This is a genomic window from Rhodococcus sp. 05-2255-3B1 (assembly GCF_002258545.1).
In the GTDB taxonomy this organism is placed as follows: Bacteria; Actinomycetota; Actinomycetes; order Mycobacteriales; family Mycobacteriaceae; genus Rhodococcoides.
The window spans coordinates 1-18,205 of record NZ_NOZC01000007.1 but is presented as its reverse complement, the minus strand read 5'-3'; the positions used below and the strand labels follow the sequence as shown (position 1 = coordinate 18,205).

17 protein-coding genes are annotated in these 18,205 nt (G+C 64.9%); 11 read left to right on the top strand and 6 right to left on the bottom strand.

Annotation, left to right across the window (positions count from 1 at the left end; all coding sequences use genetic code 11):
- Positions 1–36 precede the first annotated feature (36 nt).
- The gene (locus CH249_RS04240) at positions 37–441 is read right to left on the bottom strand and encodes a hypothetical protein (RefSeq protein ID WP_032396780.1); all 405 of its coding nucleotides are present in this window, start codon (positions 439–441) and stop codon (positions 37–39) included.
- Positions 434–814 carry a hypothetical protein gene (locus CH249_RS04235; protein ID WP_045197472.1) on the bottom strand — a complete coding sequence of 127 codons (381 nt, stop codon included), beginning with the start codon at positions 812–814 and terminating at the stop codon, positions 434–436. The genes CH249_RS04240 and CH249_RS04235 overlap by 8 nt, the downstream gene beginning before the upstream one ends.
- A 272-nt stretch (positions 815–1,086) precedes the next feature.
- On the opposite strand from CH249_RS04235, the gene CH249_RS04230 reads away from it, so the two are divergent.
- From CH249_RS04230 to CH249_RS04195, 8 genes are read left to right on the top strand one after another with little or no spacing between them, the layout of a single operon-like run.
- Positions 1,087–1,611, top strand: a complete 525-nt coding sequence (locus CH249_RS04230; protein ID WP_027495238.1) for an MSMEG_0572/Sll0783 family nitrogen starvation response protein — start codon at positions 1,087–1,089, stop codon at positions 1,609–1,611.
- A gap of 9 nt (positions 1,612–1,620) precedes the next feature.
- The gene (locus CH249_RS04225) at positions 1,621–2,676 is read left to right on the top strand and encodes an MSMEG_0568 family radical SAM protein (RefSeq protein ID WP_094682052.1); all 1,056 of its coding nucleotides are present in this window, start codon (positions 1,621–1,623) and stop codon (positions 2,674–2,676) included.
- 1 nt (position 2,677) lies between these two features.
- Positions 2,678–4,093, top strand: coding sequence for an MSMEG_0567/sll0787 family protein (locus CH249_RS04220; protein ID WP_094682056.1), 1,416 nt, complete (start codon positions 2,678–2,680; stop codon positions 4,091–4,093).
- The gene (locus CH249_RS04215) at positions 4,090–4,983 is read left to right on the top strand and encodes a carbon-nitrogen hydrolase family protein (protein ID WP_094629172.1); all 894 of its coding nucleotides are present in this window, start codon (positions 4,090–4,092) and stop codon (positions 4,981–4,983) included. Before CH249_RS04220 ends, CH249_RS04215 begins: the two co-directional genes overlap by 4 nt.
- Positions 4,976–5,266 carry an MSMEG_0570 family nitrogen starvation response protein gene (locus tag CH249_RS04210; RefSeq protein ID WP_094682051.1) on the top strand — a complete coding sequence of 97 codons (291 nt, stop codon included), beginning with the start codon at positions 4,976–4,978 and terminating at the stop codon, positions 5,264–5,266. The genes CH249_RS04215 and CH249_RS04210 overlap by 8 nt, the downstream gene beginning before the upstream one ends.
- An 8-nt stretch (positions 5,267–5,274) precedes the next feature.
- Positions 5,275–6,549: an MSMEG_0569 family flavin-dependent oxidoreductase gene (locus CH249_RS04205; RefSeq protein WP_094682055.1), complete on the top strand. Its 1,275-nt coding sequence runs from the start codon at positions 5,275–5,277 to the stop codon at positions 6,547–6,549.
- Between the two features lie 6 nt (positions 6,550–6,555).
- Entirely contained in the window at positions 6,556–7,407 is an 852-nt protein-coding gene (locus CH249_RS04200) for a carbon-nitrogen hydrolase family protein (protein ID WP_032396775.1), read from the top strand.
- Positions 7,404–8,465 (top strand): MSMEG_0565 family glycosyltransferase, encoded by a 1,062-nt coding sequence (locus tag CH249_RS04195; protein ID WP_094682050.1) that lies wholly within the window; start codon positions 7,404–7,406, stop codon positions 8,463–8,465. The genes CH249_RS04200 and CH249_RS04195 overlap by 4 nt, the downstream gene beginning before the upstream one ends.
- Here the strand turns inward: CH249_RS04195 and CH249_RS04190 are convergent.
- The 3 genes from CH249_RS04190 to CH249_RS04180 are packed head-to-tail and all read right to left on the bottom strand — an operon-like array spanning position 8,447 to position 13,192.
- Entirely contained in the window at positions 8,447–9,478 is a 1,032-nt protein-coding gene (locus tag CH249_RS04190; protein WP_032396773.1) for an adenylate/guanylate cyclase domain-containing protein, read from the bottom strand. The genes CH249_RS04195 and CH249_RS04190 overlap by 19 nt on opposite strands.
- Positions 9,471–10,898 (bottom strand): HAD-IB family hydrolase, encoded by a 1,428-nt coding sequence (locus CH249_RS04185; RefSeq protein WP_032396772.1) that lies wholly within the window; start codon positions 10,896–10,898, stop codon positions 9,471–9,473. The genes CH249_RS04190 and CH249_RS04185 overlap by 8 nt, the downstream gene beginning before the upstream one ends.
- Positions 10,895–13,192 (bottom strand): glycerol-3-phosphate 1-O-acyltransferase, encoded by a 2,298-nt coding sequence (locus tag CH249_RS04180; RefSeq protein ID WP_045197464.1) that lies wholly within the window; start codon positions 13,190–13,192, stop codon positions 10,895–10,897. The genes CH249_RS04185 and CH249_RS04180 overlap by 4 nt, the downstream gene beginning before the upstream one ends.
- 400 nt (positions 13,193–13,592) lie before the next feature.
- Here CH249_RS04180 and CH249_RS04175 point away from each other — a divergent pair, with 400 nt between their 5' ends.
- A complete protein-coding gene (locus tag CH249_RS04175) occupies positions 13,593–14,309 on the top strand; it encodes a DUF6319 family protein (RefSeq protein WP_094646127.1) in 717 nt (238 codons plus the stop codon).
- A 66-nt stretch (positions 14,310–14,375) separates the two neighbouring features.
- Positions 14,376–15,032, top strand: a complete 657-nt coding sequence (locus tag CH249_RS04170; protein ID WP_032396769.1) for a hypothetical protein — start codon at positions 14,376–14,378, stop codon at positions 15,030–15,032.
- An 85-nt stretch (positions 15,033–15,117) separates the two neighbouring features.
- On the opposite strand, the gene CH249_RS04165 is transcribed toward CH249_RS04170, so the two are convergent.
- Complete coding sequence (locus tag CH249_RS04165) at positions 15,118–15,789, bottom strand: TetR/AcrR family transcriptional regulator (protein ID WP_052049897.1); 672 nt, start codon at positions 15,787–15,789, stop codon at positions 15,118–15,120.
- A 138-nt stretch (positions 15,790–15,927) separates the two neighbouring features.
- Between CH249_RS04165 and CH249_RS04160 the strand changes: the two genes are divergently transcribed.
- Positions 15,928–18,060: an MFS transporter gene (locus CH249_RS04160; protein WP_094646126.1), complete on the top strand. Its 2,133-nt coding sequence runs from the start codon at positions 15,928–15,930 to the stop codon at positions 18,058–18,060.
- The last annotated feature ends 145 nt before the right edge of the window (positions 18,061–18,205 follow it).

Here is an 18,205-nt window from a genome sequence, read left to right as displayed (position 1 = left end):
ACGGTCGAGACTTTCCGTGTGTCCGGTGACGGACCCCTAGAGCTGTCGGGTCTTTCGCAACCACCACAGTCCCGCGATGGGGAGTACCACCGGGATGAAGACGTATCCGGATCCGAAGTGCGACCACACCGTCGGCTCCGGGAAGTCCTGGGGCTGAATGTAGCTGAGCGTGCCGATGCCGATGACTCCGACGAGTTCGATGATGCAGGAGACCGTCACCACTCGTCGAGACGCTTCTGTTGCTCGGGCCAGTCCTACCGTGGCGACGATGTAGACCACAGCAGCGAACGCCGAGAGCAGGTACGCCACCGGTGCGTCGTCGAATCGCGTGGTGAGTTGCACGATCGAGCGTGATGTCGCGGCGACGGCGAACACGGCGTAGACGGCGATGAGGAAGCGCCCGAATCCGGTGCGCGTCGCTTGCTGGAGGTTGTCAGGCATATCCGGCCCAAATCTGGCTCAGGCGCAGCACCATGGCCGCGAGGGTGAGGACGGCAACGAGGAGTACGGCAGTGCCGCCGCGGGAGCGGTCGCCCAGAGACCACCACGTGCCGAGGGGGAGAAGGAACAGCAGCCCGACGAGGTAGGACCCGAATGTCAGCCGGTGTATCTCGCGGTCCGAGGTGAACATCATGACGAACCCGATGACGGCCTGCAGCGCGACGACGGCCTCGGTGGCCGCGATGGTCCAGAACAGTGCGCGATCGGACTTGTTCTTCAGCAGAACCGGTCGGTTCATGACGAGCTTCGCGAGCACCCAGACACCGACGACCAGGGACAACGCATACAACAAGCCGGTGACGGCGCCGATCATCGAGTTCCTCGTCAAGTTCGTGGTGGATGGGTGATGCAGCCTCCACACTATCCGCGTAACGCCACGTCAACACTGTGAGGCCCTCGAAACACGGCGTTGTTCCGGGTGTGACCAATCGGAAATGGATGGGGCTTGTACTTGTTCCACGGCCGCAGAGGATCCGCTCTCTCGCCGGACATGACCTCTCTTCCTCAGGTGGCCATCGGTGTCCACCGCATCTCGAGTAGTTGCCCACTGCATTCAGCCAGTTCCGCGAACCTCAGGAGACACCAGTGTCAGATCTCGACCAGTCCATCGCCGAGAACATCAAGAAGTCCCTCGAAGAGATTCCGCACCCTTCACTTCCCAAGGGCAGCAACATCTACGGCTCCACCAAGATCTTCCCCGATTACAAGGCCGAGAATGGCGAGAGCTACTTCACGCTGGTGCACGGCATCGCCCACGAGTCCTCGGTGTCGTTCGTCGCGGTACTCCAGGCGACCCGCGCTCTGCGCAAGGGCTTCGAGTCGGCCATGTACTTCTACGGTCCCGGTGCCATCAATTGCCTTGCCACTCGCGGCTTTCCCACCACCGGTGACTCTGGGTTCCCGGGCGAGCAGAACATCAACGATTCGCTCGCGACCTTCATCGCCGAGGGTGGCACCGTGTTCTGCTGCCGCTTCGGACTGGCCCTGCACGGCGGTCGCGAAGAGGACCTGATCGAGGGCGTCATCCCGGCCCACCCCCTGGACGTGCAGGACGCGCTGATCCACTACGCGCGCAAGGGTGCCATCATCAACTCGACCTACATGGTCTAGGAGCGCACCGTGTCGGTCAGTACGCGTGTAGATCTGGCGTTGCTCGGTATCCGAGGATCCACGCCGGTCTCGAGAACGGCAGGCGCCGGGCCGAGCGACGACGGGCATGTCACGATCGATGGCCTCGGCGCAGCCATCCCGCGCAATCCGCTCAGTCCGTACGTCCTCGAAGAGGGTCGAGTGCTGTTCGACGGCAACGACATCGGGCTCGACGTGCAGGCTGTCGACCGTCCGAAGTTCTACGACCTGGAAACCGCCGACGGTATCGCCTACGAGAAGATCGCGAAGCTGCACGGCTCCAGCGTTCTCGCTACGACCGTGGTGCAGACCTGCATCCGCTACGACGCCGATCAACGCTGCCGCTTCTGTTCCATCGAAGCCTCGCTCGACGCCGGCGACACGATCGCAGTCAAGACCCCGGCGCAGCTCGCCGAGGTGGCCGAGGCGGCGGTGCGGCTCGACGGCGTCACGCAGATGGTCATGACGACGGGCACCTCGGCCGCCAAGGACCGCGGTGCCCGTCACCTGGCTCGATGCGTGCGAGCCATCAAGGCTGTGGTTCCGCAGCTGCCGATCCAGGTGCAGTGCGAACCTCCTGGCGACCTGCAGACCATTCGAGATCTGTACGACGCCGGAGCCGAATCCATCGGCATCCACGTCGAATCCCTCGACGATGACGTTCGACGCCGGTGGATGCCGGGCAAGGCGTCGGTCTCGATGGACGAGTACCGAGCTGCGTGGAGAGAAGCGGTTCGTATCTTCGGACACAACCAGGTCTCGACGTACATTCTGGTGGGGCTCGGCGAGGATCCGGACGAATTGGTGGCCGGGGCAGCGGAACTCATCGACATGGGTGTCTACCCCTTCGTCGTTCCGTTCCGTCCGCTCGCCGGAACGTTGGCGGTGGACGTGGACCGAGCGAGTGCCCCCGACCGGGACGTCCTCGAAAACGTCACCCGACGCGTCGCCAAGGAACTCCAGGCCGCGGCGATGCTCGGATCCGATCAGAAGGCAGGCTGCGCGGCATGCGGTGCGTGCAGCGTTCTGCAGAACGCGGGAGGCTGACATGTTCGGTGTCGTAGAAGCGGGCGATCTTGCCGGATTGTCCGGTACTGCAACCACTGTCGTCGAGCCGAGGTTCATCATCCAACCGTGCGAAAGCGCAGCGCAGTTGGACGCCTATCGTGGACTCAGGAGAGCGACCTTCGTTGCCGAGCAGGGCCTGTTCGCCGGCACCGATCACGACGACGTCGACGACGATCCCCGCGCAGTCGTTCTGGTCGCCACCGATCGGGACGGTACGGTGCTCGGCGGAGTGCGGCTGGCACCCTGTACCGCAACGGATCTGGGGTGGTGGGCCGGGAGCCGCCTCGTGGTGTCCGCCGCGGCGCGTACGTCCGGCGTCGGGCCCGCCCTGGTTCGGGCAGCCTGCGCCCATGCGGAGAGTCGAGGCGTACTGCGCTTCGACGCGACGGTGCAGAAGCGCAACGAGCAACTGTTCACCCGCCTCGGGTGGATTCGCCGTGGCGACGTCGAGGTGGCCAACACGCCGCACGTTGCGATGTACTGGCCGATCGACCGCATCGAACGACTCGTCTCGTCGACCAAGGCAATGCTGGCCGGGGTGCTCGCACCTCTGAAGGCGCAGCCACTCGGGCTCGGAGCCAGAGGTTTTCGCGGCGACGACGGCGTTCCGGTACCAGGTAGCGACATGATCGCCGCGTGCGATGCCATCATCCCTTCCATGGTCGATCGTGATCCGGAGTGGGCCGGCTGGTGCGCGGCGCTGGTCAATCTGAACGACCTGTCGGCGATGGGTGCGCGCGCTGTCGGAATGCTCGATTCCGTCGGAGCCCCCACCCAGAGTCGGCTGACCCGCATCATCCGTGGTCTCGCCAATGCCTCTGCGGCATGGCAGGTTCCGGTACTCGGCGGCCACACTCAGGCCGGGGTGCCGTCATCGCTGTCGGTCACCGCACTCGGGCGGACCTCTCGACCGGTGCGTGCCGGCGGCGGCAGCGTCGGCGATCGGTTGACGCTCACCGGAGACATCGAGGGCGAGTGGAGGCGCGGATACCATGGGCAGCAATGGGATTCGTCTTCTCGCCGGAACTCCGACGAATTGACGGAAATGGCGTCGTTCGTTGCCCGCACCGCACCCAAGGCCGCCAAGGACGTCTCGATGGCGGGCCTGGCCGGCACCACGGGAATGCTCGCCGAGGCGAGCGGAACCGGTGCCGTACTCGACATCGCCTCGATACCGAAGCCCGACGCAGCGTCGATGGGTGAATGGATAACGTGTTTTCCAGGGTTCGCGATGATCACCGCGGACCGTCCCGGTGCACCTACTGCACCGTCGGGACCTGCCCTGTCCGCAGTCTGCGGAGAGCTCACCGACATTCCGGGCGTCGCGCTGCGATGGCCCGACGGAATCACCACTCGCGCGGTCACGTCCACCGTGACCGGATTGGGAGAAGCATGACCACCCACCCGAAGCCCGTCACCATTTCTGTCGCCGCAGCCGAGTTCGGTCGCGACATGGAACAGGGTTACGCCACCATCGCCGCCCTGCTCGAGGAATCACGCAACCGCGGCAGCCAACTGCTCGTCCTACCCGAGGCCTGCCTCGGCGGCTACCTGCCGAGCCTCGGTGGCGGCGACGAGACCGAGGAATCGCGACAGCGTCGACTGAAAGCACTTCCCCCGGCCCTCGAACTCGACGGACCCGAGATCAGGCGGGTCATCGACATGGCGGGCGACACCGTCATCACGTTCGGCTTCTGCGAGAAGGACGGCGATACCCGCTACAACGCCGCCGTGACGGTCGACGGCAGCGGCATTCTGGGTTCGTACCGCAAGGTGCATCAGCCGCTGGGTGAAAACCTCTGCTACGACGCGGGAGACAGCTACTCCGCCTTCGACACTCCGATCGGTCGCATGGGCATGCAGATCTGCTACGACAAGGGATTCCCCGAGGCAGCAAGGGAACTCGCGCTCGACGGTGCCGAGATCGTCGCGTCCATCTCCGCCTGGCCGACGGCCCGCACCGCGACCGTCGAGAACATGGAAGAGGACCGGTGGAAACAGCGGTTCGACATCTACGACCGAGCCCGCGCTCTCGAGAACCAGATCGTCTGGGTCGCAGCCAATCAGGCAGGCACCTTCGGATCGCTTCGATTCGTCTGCAGCGCGAAGATCGTCGGACCCGGCGGAGAGATCCTCGCCGGAACGGGCGTCGAACCGGGCTTGGCCACGGCCACCGTCGACGTCGCCGCACTCATCGGCGCGGCACGTGGCGGCGGCATGTACAACCTTCGTGATCGCCGTCCGTCGGTGTATCGGACCATAACGAAGGAGCCGATCCATGCCTGAGATGTCGTTCCTCGTCCGATGGCCCGATGGTCGCGAACAGTCCTGCTATTCACCGTCTCTGGTGATGCACGACTATCTGACACCCGGGCAGGAGTACCCGGTGGCGGAGTTCGTACAGCGGACGTCGGAGGCGTTGACGATCGCCAGCGATCGAGTTCTCGCCAAGTTCGGCATGCGGTGCACCTCGGCCGCGCAGCAGATGGAAGAGATCCACGGTGTCAGTACCTCGTACGAGGCCGGTGCCGTTCGCGTAGTGAGTATGTCGGGAGCTGAACTGCTGTGACCGGAGACATCGTCGAGCATCACCGAGTGATCGTCGTCGGCGGCGGACAGGCCGGCCTGTCGATCAGCTGGCATCTGACGCAGCGTGGCATCGAACATATCGTGTTGGAGCGCGACACGATCGCGCACGAGTGGAAGGACTCGCGCTGGGACAACTTCACTCTCGTCACGCCGAACTGGCAGTGCGCACTCCCTGGATACTCCTACGACGGTGACGATCCCGACGGGTTCATGCAGCGCGACGAGGTGTACGCCTTCGTGCGCCGTTACGCCGAGAGCTTCGATGCGCCTGTACGAGAACATGTTTCTGTCGACCGAGCTCTGCAGGGCCTGGATGGCGGCTTCGACCTGCAGACGTCCGACGGCCCCATGCATGCCGACCAGATCGTCGTCGCCGTCGGTGGATACCACATCCCCACCATCCCGCGGTTCGCCGAGAAGCTACCGCGTGACATCGTCCAGATCCACTCGTCCGATTACCGAGGATCCCACCAGTTCCCGGACGGCGACGTGCTGGTGGTCGGCACCGGACAGTCCGGTGCTCAGATCGCCGAGGACCTGCACCTCGACGGCCGACGTGTTCACCTGGTGGCCGGCACCGCTCCCCGCGTCGCACGCTTCTATCGCGGCCGCGACTGTGTCGCCTGGTTGCACGATATGGGGGTCTACGATGTCTCCATCGAAGATCAACCCGGTGGCGTCGGCAAACGCGAGAACACCAACCACTACGTCACCGGTCGTGACGGTGGTCGAGACATCGACCTGCGCGCATTCGCCACCGAGGGGATGCAGCTCTACGGCCGATTGCTCGGCGTCGAGGACGGTGTTCTGCAGTTCGCACCCACCCTGGAGGCATCTCTCGATGCCGCGGATCGGGTGGCCGAAAGCATCAAGGACAACATCGACGCCTATATCGAGCGCGAGGGAATCAGCGCCCCCACCGAGGATCGCTACGTGCCGGTGTGGCGGCCGGAGACCGAGACCACCGAACTCGACCTCGCCGCCACCGAGATCAAGGCCGTCGTCTGGTCGGTCGGCTTTCGCACCGACTACCGGTGGCTGAAGGTCGGTACCTTCGACGGTGAGGGGCACCCGACGCACAACCGGGGCGTCACCTCGGTGCCGGGCCTGTACTTCCTCGGCCTGCCGTGGCAGCACACCTGGGGTTCGGGACGCTTCGCCTCGGTGGCCCGGGACGCGCAGTTCCTCGCCGACCAGATCGGTCTCGAGATCAGTGCAGCACAGTCTCGAAGCTCAGTGCAGCCGCAGAGCCAGATGGTCTGAGTCCCGTTGGCTCCTATCAAGATCGGCGCGCTGGCAGCACATTTCGGGAGAGATGTCGACCGGGCCGTACTGAAGATCACCACGATCATCTCCAGTGCGGCTCGAGAAGGCATCGATCTCCTGGTGCTGCCCGACGCGTCCCTCGGGGGCTACATCAACAGCCTGAGCAATCCGGATCCCGCGGAACTGCCGCCCACCCTCGATCCCGACGGTCCGGAATTGGCCGCCATCATCGCCGCGGCCGGAGACATGACGATCTGCATCGGGTACACCGAGCTGTCGAAAGGGTTGCGGTACAACGCTGCCGCCTGTCTGACGGGAGACGGCATTCTGGGTAGTCACCGCAAGGTGCATCAGCCGCTCGGGGAGTCGCTCGCCTACGCGGCCGGTGACCACTTCGAGGCCTTCGATACCCCGGTGGGGCGGATGGGGATGCTGATCGACTACGACAAGACGTTCCCGGAGTCGGCGCGGACGTTGGCGCTCGACGGAGCGAGAATCATAGCGGCGCTGTCGGCGTGGCCCGCCAGCGTCACAGATCGGGCGTCCTCGCTGCCGAACGATCGACAGTCCCGACTGTTCGATCTGTACGACGCAGCCCGAGCGGCCGAGAACCAGGTGGTGCTGGTCTCGTCCAATCAGACCGGGGTGATGGGGTCCCTCCGCTTTCTGGGTCAGGCGAAGATCGTCGGTCCCGGTGGCGACGTACTGGCGCGGACCTGGTCCAAGGGCGGGCTCGCGGTGCACGAGATCGATGTCGACGCCGAGGTCGACCGAGCCCGCCGGGGACTGCATCACCTGGCGGAACGCCGGGTGGATGCCTATCCGAATCTGTTGCAGGAGAAGCCGGGCCAGTGAAGATCAGCCTGTTGACGTACTCGTCCAAGCCGCGCGGCGGAGTGGTGCACACGCTGGCGTTGGCGGAGGCACTGGCGCGCGCCGGTCAGGACGTCTCGGTGTGGTCTCTCGGGCGCGGTGGAGACAGCACGTTCTTCCGTGCCGTCGACCCCGCAGTCGACATCAGAATGGTCCCGTTCGAGCACCGGGACGAAGAGAACGTCGGAGAACGAATTCTGCGGTCGATAGATGTTCTGCGGCAGGCGTTCACACCGGACGAGTACGACATCGTCCACGCGCAGGACTGCATTTCCGCCAATGCCGTCGGCCGCTGCATCAGGACGATCCATCACCTGGACGAGTTCACCACGCCCGAGCTGGCCGCATGCCACGAACGCGCGATCACTGCGCCGTATGCGCGTATCTGTGTGTCGGCGGCAGTGGCGAGCGATGTTCGCCGCGGATGGGGATTCGAGCCTACGGTCATACCCAACGGCGTCGACGCCGAGAGGTTCACTGCGGCTGCGCAATCGGGTCGATCGCACTGGCGTGAGAAGCTCGGCCGCTACGTGCTCGCAGTCGGGGGCATAGAACCACGCAAGGGCAGTCTCGATCTGCTCGACGCCTTCGCCCGGCTTGCTGCGCACGATCTGCGCCTGGTCTTCGCCGGCGGCGAGACGCTGTTCGACTACCGCGACTACCGTTCCGAGTTCGACCGGCGCGCAGCAGAACTCGATATCGAGCCGGTGATACTCGGTACCGTCGACGACGACGAGTTGCCGCACCTCGTGGCGCAGGCCGCTGTGCTGCCGTTCTTCTCCACAAAGGAGGGTTTCGGGCTGGCGGCCATGGAGGCTCTCGCGGCGTCGACTCCCGTCGTCGCGCGAGATCTGCCGGTCCTGCGGGAAGTGTTCGGAGACAGTGTTACCTACGCGTCCACGGCAGCGACCATGGCGGCCGAACTGGAACGTGCGCTCGCGACCCCGCAGGACCCGTCACCCGGTCTGACGCTGGCGCGCAGCCTGACATGGGACGAGGCCGCGCGTCGACACCTCGAGTTCTATTCCTCGCTGCGCTGACCGTTGCGCTTGTTGCGCCTGAGTCCGTGGGGCTTGAGCTTGTGGAACCCCTTGACCCGTAGTGAGCGAATCGATTTGAGGTAGAACTCGGAATCGTGACGCAGCTCTTCGGTCATGACCGTGTCGACGAGAGTCGTTCCGGGATTGGCCGAACTGGTCAGGCGCGCAGCGATGTTGACCACGGAGCCGTACAGGTCGCCGTAGCGGGCGAGAACCGGTCCCCAGGCCAACCCGACGCGCAGGTCCGGCATGTCTTCCTGCTCGGCGAACGCGTCCTGCAGGTCGAGGGCGATGTGGGCGGCGTCCTCGGGCGTCTGTGCGCTGAACATCACTTCGTCGCCGACGTTCTTGATCACCGAACCACGCCCGCGCGCAATGATATTGGTGGCGAGCGACTCGAACTCCTCGAGCAGTGTCGTCAGTTCGCCGATGTCGAGTCGACGCGTCAGGCTGGTGTAGCCGACCATGTCCGCGAAGCCGACGGCCATGACGGGGCTGTCGGTGGCGTCGTCGGGAGCGGCGATGGACCGTCCCGCTGCTGCGGCCAGATGCCGACGCCAGGTGTAACCCTGGAGCGCTTCGAGGGTGGGCACAGTCTCGGCCGCGATGTCCCTGGCGTTGCGCCGGATGGCGTCGATGTCGTTCTTGTCCTCGTCGTTACTGGTGATGCGCTCGAGGATGTGAGAGTTCACCACGCCCACTTGCCATTCGGCGAGCCTGGACATCGACTGGCCGAGAGTGCGCGCAATCGCGACCTCCATCTCGGGCTTGATGACCTTCTGTTCGGTGAGTCCGGTGATCAGCTTCAGTGCCTCGAGGTCTGCGTCGGTGTAGACGACGGCCTCGGTGTCGGTGTGGATGGGAAAGCCCATGCCGATCCACAGTGCGATGACCCGCTCGAGCGGCAGCCCCGACTTGCTGACGATGTCGGAACGGTTGTACTTCGGCGTGCCCCCCAGGAGATTGCGTTCGATCTCCGCTTGCACCACCGAGTTGATCTGGTTCTCAGGCATATCCCAACGTTCTGTCGAAATAGGAACGGACATCGTCGACGTACGAGTCGATCTTCTCGGGCTCCCAGTCCGTGGTGGGAATTGGCTCGCCGACGGTGACCTTGACGGTACCGGAATGGACGGTGAAATCCTTTTTCCACATCACGTCGCCCGCATTGTGGATGACGATCGGAACGATGGGCACTCCGGCCTGCATCGCCAGGTGAAATCCGCCCTTCTTGAATCGGCCGAGACGCGACGTCGGCATCCGCGTGCCCTCGGGCGCGATGGCGACCGAGATGCCACTGTGCAGCTTCTCGATGGCCGGGCGCATCGCCTCGCGGGCCTGAGCGGGATCGCCGCGGTCGACGTAGGCGACGTCGAAGATCCTGCCCAGCAATGCGAATCGTGGGTCGCGTTCGAGTTCTCGCTTGGCGACCGCGGTGATGTCGCGTCGGAGAATGGAGGTGACGATGATCGAGTCGGCGGTGCTCTGGTGGTTGAACATGAAGACCGCCGGGCGTGCCGACCACGCGTTCTCGGTGCCGGTCACGTCGAGCTTGACGCCGGCGATGGTCAACGCGATGTCCGGAGCGATGGTGCTGGTGATGTTCGCTCCGTTGCGGCGGCTGCGCGTCAGCAGTCCCAGTCCCAGGCCGATAGATGCGCTGGCCAGCACCGAACCGAGAGCGGCGGTGCTGCGTACGGCCGAGGTGAGGTCGGTGCCGCGCTTGGGGCTCTCCAGCGTCAGCGACGGCCATTTCTTCTTTGCCGCGTACCGCTGTAGTTCCGGGTCCGGATTGAGTGCGACGGGGCGCCCGACGGCCTCGAGCAGCGGCACGTCCTCGCCGCCGTTGGAGTAGGCGAAGCAGCCGGCCAGTGCGATGCCCTCCCGCTCGGCGTAGTCGATCGCCGCCTGTGCCTTGCGCGGGCCCCACAACGAATCGCCGACCAGTTCGCCGGTGAGTATCCCGTCGGTGACCACCGGAGTGGTGCAGAGCAGAGTCTCGAACATCATGTCCTGCTGCACGGGCAGAGCCTGGTACGGCGTGGCCGAGGTGGCCATCACCAATCGGTGCCCGGCATGGCGATGAGCTTCGACGAGCGCGCGGGCCTGTGGGTAGATCATCGGCGCGATCTCGTTGCGGAACAGCGTGTACGCCTGCTCCATGAGGTCTTCTTCCCGACGGCCTTCGAGGCCGCGGACTGCCTTGCCCATCAGGTTGTCGACCGGGGAGTTACGCATCCGCATCTCGACGACGGCGCTCGATATCTCCCACAGTTCCTTGACCGTCACGTCCAGGGTCTTGAGTCGTTCGAGAAAGACTGCGCGGGCCGAGAACCCGTTGATCAGAGTGCCGTCGAGATCGAAGAATGCCACGGTGTCTCGGCCGGGTGGAGCGGCGGCGATCGCGATGAGTCGATCGTCGAATTCGGTCATGAATTGTTCTCCTCGGGGGCCGAGATCGGATCCACCTCGCGCAGCATGCGGTGCGCCATGTCGCGGATCGTGCGCACCTTGCGTGCCCACTCGTCGATCTCGAGCGCGAATGCCCTGCGGCGGCGGGCGATACCGTCTGCGCTCGAATCGACCAGGTCGCGATTCTCCGCCAATTGCAGTGCAGTGTCGAACAATTCGCCGGAGATCGACTCGCTGTGATCGAGCTGCTGACGAAGCCGTCTGGCCTGAGCAGCACCGAGGCATTCGGTGATGAACTTCGGCTTGTCGAACTCACCGCTCTGGGGCAGCAACATCAGCTGATCGGCAACCACCTGGTAGGCCTCGAAGATCGGCTGCAACACACGGTGCGCCAGATGCAGATCCTGCGACTGAAGTTGTCGCGCAGCGTAATCGGGGTCGCTGATGTGGGTGCGCCAGTCCGGATCGATGAGATCGACCTCGGATTCGAGCCGTTCGCCGAAGTCCTTCTTGTCGCCGAAGAAGAACTCGAACTTGAGCAGATCGCGCAACTGCAGTGCCGACTGCCACAGAGATTCCTGGGTCAACGGCGTCGAATCGCCGCTGGTCGGGAGCACCACCAACTCGCCGATGGCGCGCATGACGAAGAAGTGGATGGCGTTGTTGCGGAAGAACGCTGCCACCAGGTGCTTGTCCTGGGCCAGGTAGAACAGCGGCTCGGGGCCGTCGTCGAAACGCTTGACGACGTTGGCGTTGACCTGTGCGATGACGGCCGAGCGCACGACATCGACGTCGGCGATGTCCACGCCGCCCGCGGTGGGCAGGTTGCGGCGTTTTATGTAGCGCGCGAGCGGGGCGATGATCGCCCACATCTCGTTGACGTTGAGAGCGCGATCCTCGATGCCGAGCAGGGCCATGGTGACCAACGCCGCCGGCGTCACCGGTGTCGCGTCGTTGATCGCGTGGGAGACGCCGAGCGCGATCTTCTGCACCGCCACCCGCTTGTCGGGATTGTCGGCGACGATCGACGCCACCGACATCGGCTCGCCGAAGTTCAGGTACACGTTGCCGCGCAACGTGCCCTGCGCCCGGATGTAGCCGATGGCCATGCGAATGCCCTCGGCCTGCTTCTTCGCTCCGTGCGACTCCTCGGCCATCGCACCGACCTCGTGGAGGCGGTCGTAGGTGATGGACGTCGGAACCAGGTAGACGTCCTCGGCATCGCTGGTCTCGAGTGCGTCGACCAGATAGGTCAACAACCCGAACCGCGGCGGGCGGAGCTTTCCGGTGCGGCTGCGGCCGCCTTCGATGTACCACTCGAGGTTGAACCGCTTGCTCAGCAGGAAGCTCATGTACTGGCGCAGCGTCCACTTGTAGATCGCGTCCGAGAATTTCCGCTGGATGAGCACCACGCCACTGCGTTTGGCGATCGGACCCAGCGGCCAGAAGCCGACGTTGATGCCGCCCATGACGTGGTTGAGCGGCAGCCCTTCGGCCAGCAGCGCCGGACGCAGCACGAGCGGGTCGAGATAGGAACGGTGGTTGGGAAGGAACACCAACGGATAGTTCTTGTTGAGCTCGCGCACCTTCTGCAGTTGATCGCGGTCCACGTCCACCTTGTACGCCCGCGAGAAGTACGCCCCGAGGGTTCCCCACATCTCGACTGCACGACGGGTCTCGGTTGCCACCATCTCGCCCAGGATGTCCTGGACGCGCTTGTCGACGGCCTCGCGATCCTGGCCGACCTCTTCCGCGAGCTCGGTGATCCCGTCGCGGAACTTTTTCTGCTCCGTCATGTCCTCGACGACGAAGCGCGGGATCTTGTACTCGGAGCCGATGACGCCGCGCTCGGCCTTGTCCAATGCCAGACTGGCCTGACGCAGAATGAACGACGACAGGGACGTGCCGCCACCGCGTTCGAACCGCTCTCGCAGATCACTGAGCGTCGCGGGTTCCCCGACCAGCACCGCGGAGTGGTCGGGGTCGTCGCCTGCCACCCATCGCTGCCATACCTGGGTGGGCTTGGACCGACCACGGGGCGCGAAGATGCGGTGCAGAATGCCGTTCTTGCGATCGGACAACGTGACCCGCAGCGGGATCAGCAGCGGATCGTCGGCGTACCCGCGAACACTGTCCGACAGTGACGTTCTCGCCTCACCCGAGAGCACAACCGAGGGCGGACGGGGCTCGCCGTCCGGTGTGGTGGCGTCGATCCACTGATTCAGAGCCTGCACCTCGAGGGTGGATTTGGCGTCGAGCAAATACACGTGCGGACCGTCGCTGAGCGACTGTTCGTCCGCGTCGAGGTGGTACATCGAGACTCCTGTTCCGCACCTCCGCAAGAAGGCACGCCGCCAGGCTACGCGGCAGAAACCGCGCGCGAGGGTGGTTCGGCGAGGGTGGTTCCCGGACGCCGATCTCCCCGAGAGTCGGGCAGCTACCGGCCGGTACTCGGTGAGGGGCGACGACACCTGGAGTGGGCTCGGGCGGCGCGCGCGACGGCTGTCGTATAGGGTCGGAGTCATCGACCTTCTCGGTCACCCTCAATCTAAGTGTTAATCCAAGTAACAGTTACTTGTGGTTCCAGTTACTTGGATTAACAGACAAATTGCCTCTCGATGCGTCGATCCGACGCGCTCTGCGCTGCCCGGCCGCATCTCACCTGCATCTGTGCGACAGTATTCGCAAACACTTTCGAGAAAGGTCGGTAGTCGAATGCCACCCCGTGGGCGCGCCGTGAACGATTCGTTGACCTCCGAGAATCTGACGACACTGGCGGCGGCGCTGGCCGAGGGGCGTCGTGCCACCGTCTATCTCCGTGAACCGAACCCGAGCCTCGGGCTGCCCGACGGCACCTCGGCGAAGGTCGTGTCGATCGACGGCAACACGGTCACGATCAGCCCGAAGGGCGTCAACGACGAATTGCCCTACGAAGCCGAGGAACTGCGCATCACCCGCAACGCGGCAACCCCGCCTGCGCCGGCCAAGCGTGTACCTGCCAAGAAGGCCTCGGCGGCTCCGTCGGTGAGAAGAGCCGAGCCGCTGCAACCCGCGCCCGAGGCGGTGGCGCCCAAGGCAGAACCGGTACAGCCCAAGGCGGTGGAACAACCGAAGACTGCGTCACCGCAGAGTTCTTCTCCCCGTCGAGTCAAGAAGCCACCGGGCGGAATCAGCGTCACCATTCATGCCGGCGCCGATAACGATTGGTCGGTCACGGTGACCCAGGGTGCGAAGCGGCCCACCAAAGCGCAACCGGTGAGCCCGGAGTCGGTGAGCCGCGCTGTTCGGGAGTTGGGCGATCCCACGGCACGCGACGCAGTCGAGGCAGTCATCTCCCACGCGCGCGAAGAGGCCGCACGGCGCGTTGCAGAACTGAGCCGGCAACTCGAAGAGGCGCGCACGACGCTTGCCGCCCTCGAGCAGGACGTATGAACGACTCACTCGTGTTCGTACACCTGTTGTTGCTAGGGTTCTGCCGACACCGCTGAGAGGGAGTACATGTTCAAGAAATTCATGCTCGTCGTCGTGGGGGCGGCTGCAATCGTAGCCAGCGTCGGCGTGGGGACCGCATCCGCGGCCGCTCCAGCTGCTCTCGGCGGCGGCTCGGGAATCATCGTCGGAGGCCAGGCCGAGTGCACGCTGACGACGATCGGAAACGACCGCAACGGAAACCTGGTCGGCTTCACCGCCGGCCACTGCGGGCAGGCGGGTGCCTCCATCGTTCCCGAGTACGACACCTCCCTCGGCGAGGTCGGCCGCATCGCGTTCTCGAACCCGGAATACGACTACGCCCTCATCGAATTCCAGCGTGACAAGGTCGCACCGATCAACCGCGTCGGCAATGTGACCATCTCTCAGGTCGGCCCGCCGACGGCGTTCCCGAACATCGTCTGCAAGGAAGGCCGTACCACCGGCAACACCTGTGGACTCGCGTACGGCGACATTCTGCAGTCGCAGGAGACCTGGGCTCAGCTGTGCGTCGTCGAAGGTGACTCGGGCAGCCCGGTCGTCGTCGGCAACACCCTTGTCGGCATGGTCAACGCCTACCTCGGCGTGGCGTGCTTCGGACCCGAGGTCGGCACCAACTTCGACGCGATCCTTCGCAACGTCGATCAGGGCAACGGACTCGGCGCAGGGTTCGTCCCGGCTCCCTAGCTCCACCTGGTTTCGACCGAAGGCCCCGTTCGCGCGATGTGTTGCGCGAACGGGGCCTTCGCCGTTCGCGGGGTAGGTGAGGCTCTCAGCGGGCGCGGGCCGACGAGTCGGACGACCGAATGTCGGCGACGATGCGTTCGGCGTCGTCCGGCGCGATTCCCAGCAGCACCAGGCTCGACGTCGTCGTCGCTCCCGCCGGGTCGCCGATCGCACCGGCGTTGGTGGCATCGAGGATCGACAGTGCGATCGCCTCGATGTTGAGGATCAGTACTTCTGCGGCGAGATACGAGGAGAACACACCCTCGCGCTGGCCGCGCCGGATGACGGCGGCGGCCGATTCTCGCATCGGTCCGAGGAGATCGTGAATACTGTTGTGTCCCAAATCTGTTCGCGCAACGGCGAGTAGCAGTCGGTACTGATCGCCGACGCGTGTCAGAGCGAGTGTCTGCCGGACGAACACCGTGACGGCCGATTCGTCCGCGGCGGGAACCCGGCCGAGTGCGGCCGAGATGCTGTCCGCTGCCTCCAGGGCGATACCGTCGATCAGAGCTTCGCGAGAGGCGAAGTGGGCGTACACGGTTCGCCGGACTACTCCTGCGGCAGCGGCGACATCGTTGATGGTCGCATCGGGATTGTCTGCCAGGACCCCTTGCGCAACGTGCAGAATTCGCGCTCGGTTGGACCGGGCGTCACGGCGTTGCACGGGCGGCGCTGCTGCGTCCCGTGCAATCGAACTCGACTCCGTCGTCTTGCGCACAGGACAACATCTAGCACGATCGCGGGCGGCCAGTGTGGCTGCCGCCACAAAAGATTGCCGATCCTAGCCGATGGTTCCTAAGCTGCACAGCACTGTGCAAGGTGTGTCTCGCACTTTGCCAACGGGGGGGAACACACGATGACACTGCTTGCGATGACGCCTGTCCAAGACATGCACAAGCCGTACCCGCGACGCTGGTCGGCGCTGGTGGTGCTGTGCCTGAGCCTGCTGATCGTGGTCATGGCCAACACGTCACTGCTGGTCGCCGCACCGGCGATGACACTCGACCTGAGCCTGACGAGCAGCGACCTGCAGTGGGTGATCGACGGCTACACCGTCCCCTACGCGTCGTTGATGTTGTTGTGCGGCGTGATCGGAGATCGCTACAGCCGCCGTGGCGCTCTGATCATCGGTCTCATCATCTTCGTCGCCGGTTCGGTGGCCGGGGCGCTCACCGATGCCACCCTCGGGGTGATCCTGGCCCGCATCGTCATGGGTGTGGCCGCTGCCATCGTCATGCCCGCCACACTGTCGTTGCTGGTGGCGACCTTCCCGAAACGGGAGCGCGCCACCGCGGTCACCGTGTGGGCGGCCACCTCGGGACTCGCGATCGCGGCAGGGCCGCTGTTGGCGGGCTGGCTTCTCGAGAGCTACACCTGGCATTCGACGTTCCTGATCAATGTTCCGATCGCGTTGGCCGCCATCGTCGGAGCCGTCGTACTGGTCCCGCCGTCACGGGCCGTCGACCCGGGTGCGATCGACTGGATCGGTGGTCTGCTGTCGGTGCTGGCCGTGTCGACCATCGTGTACGCCATCATCGAGGGGATGCACTTCGGCTGGACGGTCGGGCCGTTGTACTTCGCGCTCGTCGGGCTGCTGTCGGTCCTGGGCTTCGTGGGATGGGAACTGCGCCATCCCAATCCGTTGCTCGACGTCCGAATGTTCTCGTCCCGCGTCCTCAGCGGAGCCACCCTGGCGGTGCTGATCTTCTTCCTCGTCACCTTCGGTGCCATCTACTTCGTCGCGCAATACCTCCAGTTCGCTCTCGGTTTCGGTCCGGTGTCCACCGGCATTCACCTCCTGCCCTTGGCCGGGGCAGTCTTCGTCGGATCCGGAATCACGATGTGGCTCACGCCGAAACTGGGACCCCGCATCACCGTCACCGCAGGCATGGTCGTGGGAACGCTGTCGGTCGTCTCGCTCATCGGGATCGACGCGACGGCAACGTACTCCGACTTCCTTCCAGTACTGACGCTGCTCGGTCTCGCAATCGGCCTGTCCGTCTCGCCCTGCACCGACTCCATCATGGGCGAGTTCCCGGACAGCAAGCTCGGGGTCGGCGGCGGCCTCAACGACACCGCCCTCGAACTCGGCGGATCGCTGGGGATCGCTGTGCTCGGATCGGTGCTCGCCGCGTCCTACCGTCAGGGAATCGAAGGGTTTCTGCAGACCTTCCCCGGCAAGCAGCCGAACGGCCAGTACACCGGGCAGGCGGCGGAAGGGCTTGCCGCGTCTCAGGATTCGCTGGCCGGTGCGGTGATCGTCTCCGACGTCATCCGCGACCAGAATGCATTCCTCAGCGGGTTCGCCGACAATCTCGAAGCCAATGCCGTCGCGGCGTTCGGTGACGCAGTGGTGCACACGAGTGTCGTTGCCGCCGTGATGTTCGGCGTCGGCACCGTGATCGTGGCGCTGCTCATCCCGGCCAAGACTGCGACGGCGTCGTCGGAGAAGATCGCGTTCGAGCCGATCGTCCCCTTCGTCGCACCGCCGGCCAAGGATCCGGCAGCAGATCGAGAGGTCGCGGAGCTCGAACAACTCCTCGAGCGGCCGTCGGCCAAGCCCCAGAAATCCGGTGCACGACACGCTTTGCGAATCGCCGAGGAGACCGCACCGCCGGCTGCACGCATCGTGGCCGAGCCGGCTCTGGTGGACGCCGAGCTCGAGCGTCCCAGCATCTATCAGCTGGCCTCGAAGGTGTACGAACTCGACGCCTCCGTCGCCCGGCAGGCCACGGTGGACAGCAAGTCCGGTGACCGCGTGACGATCCACCAGCTCGCCCTGTCCAACCTGGCGCGCACCCGACGCGTCGAGGCCGAGGAAGCTCTCGACGCTGCGCTCGAATTGAGCGACCTTCCGGTTGCACCCGCACCGGAGCCGGTCGAATCGACCTCGCCGCTGCAGACCTTCTACCAACGGGCCAGCAGACAACAAGCAAACTGCACCGCATTCAAGGAACGCTCGAGCTCCATGTGGGCAATGCCGCTGTAGCTCTTCACTGTCCGCCCGCCCGCCCCATTCGCGTCAATGGACCCTTGCACTCTTCAGACGTATGCAGTGGTTCATTCACGCGCGGCGCATCGCTGCGTCAATGGACCATTGCACCGCCGAGACGTATGCGATGGTCCATTGACGC

Bases quoted from the DNA above. Each gene is read 5' to 3' on its own strand.
- CH249_RS04180 (WP_045197464.1), bottom strand. From the start codon at position 13,192: ATGTACCACCTCGACGCGGACGAACAGTCGCTCAGCGACGGTCCGCAC.
- CH249_RS04240 (WP_032396780.1), bottom strand. From the start codon at position 441: ATGCCTGACAACCTCCAGCAAGCGACGCGCACCGGATTCGGGCGCTTC.
- CH249_RS04235 (WP_045197472.1), bottom strand. From the start codon at position 814: ATGATCGGCGCCGTCACCGGCTTGTTGTATGCGTTGTCCCTGGTCGTC.
- CH249_RS04175 (WP_094646127.1), top strand. From the start codon at position 13,593: ATGCCACCCCGTGGGCGCGCCGTGAACGATTCGTTGACCTCCGAGAAT.
- CH249_RS04185 (WP_032396772.1), bottom strand. From the start codon at position 10,898: ATGACCGAATTCGACGATCGACTCATCGCGATCGCCGCCGCTCCACCC.
- CH249_RS04190 (WP_032396773.1), bottom strand. From the start codon at position 9,478: ATGCCTGAGAACCAGATCAACTCGGTGGTGCAAGCGGAGATCGAACGC.
- CH249_RS04210 (WP_094682051.1), top strand. From the start codon at position 4,976: ATGCCTGAGATGTCGTTCCTCGTCCGATGGCCCGATGGTCGCGAACAG.
- CH249_RS04170 (WP_032396769.1), top strand. From the start codon at position 14,376: ATGTTCAAGAAATTCATGCTCGTCGTCGTGGGGGCGGCTGCAATCGTA.
- CH249_RS04220 (WP_094682056.1), top strand. From the start codon at position 2,678: ATGTTCGGTGTCGTAGAAGCGGGCGATCTTGCCGGATTGTCCGGTACT.
- CH249_RS04215 (WP_094629172.1), top strand. From the start codon at position 4,090: ATGACCACCCACCCGAAGCCCGTCACCATTTCTGTCGCCGCAGCCGAG.
- CH249_RS04160 (WP_094646126.1), top strand. From the start codon at position 15,928: ATGACACTGCTTGCGATGACGCCTGTCCAAGACATGCACAAGCCGTAC.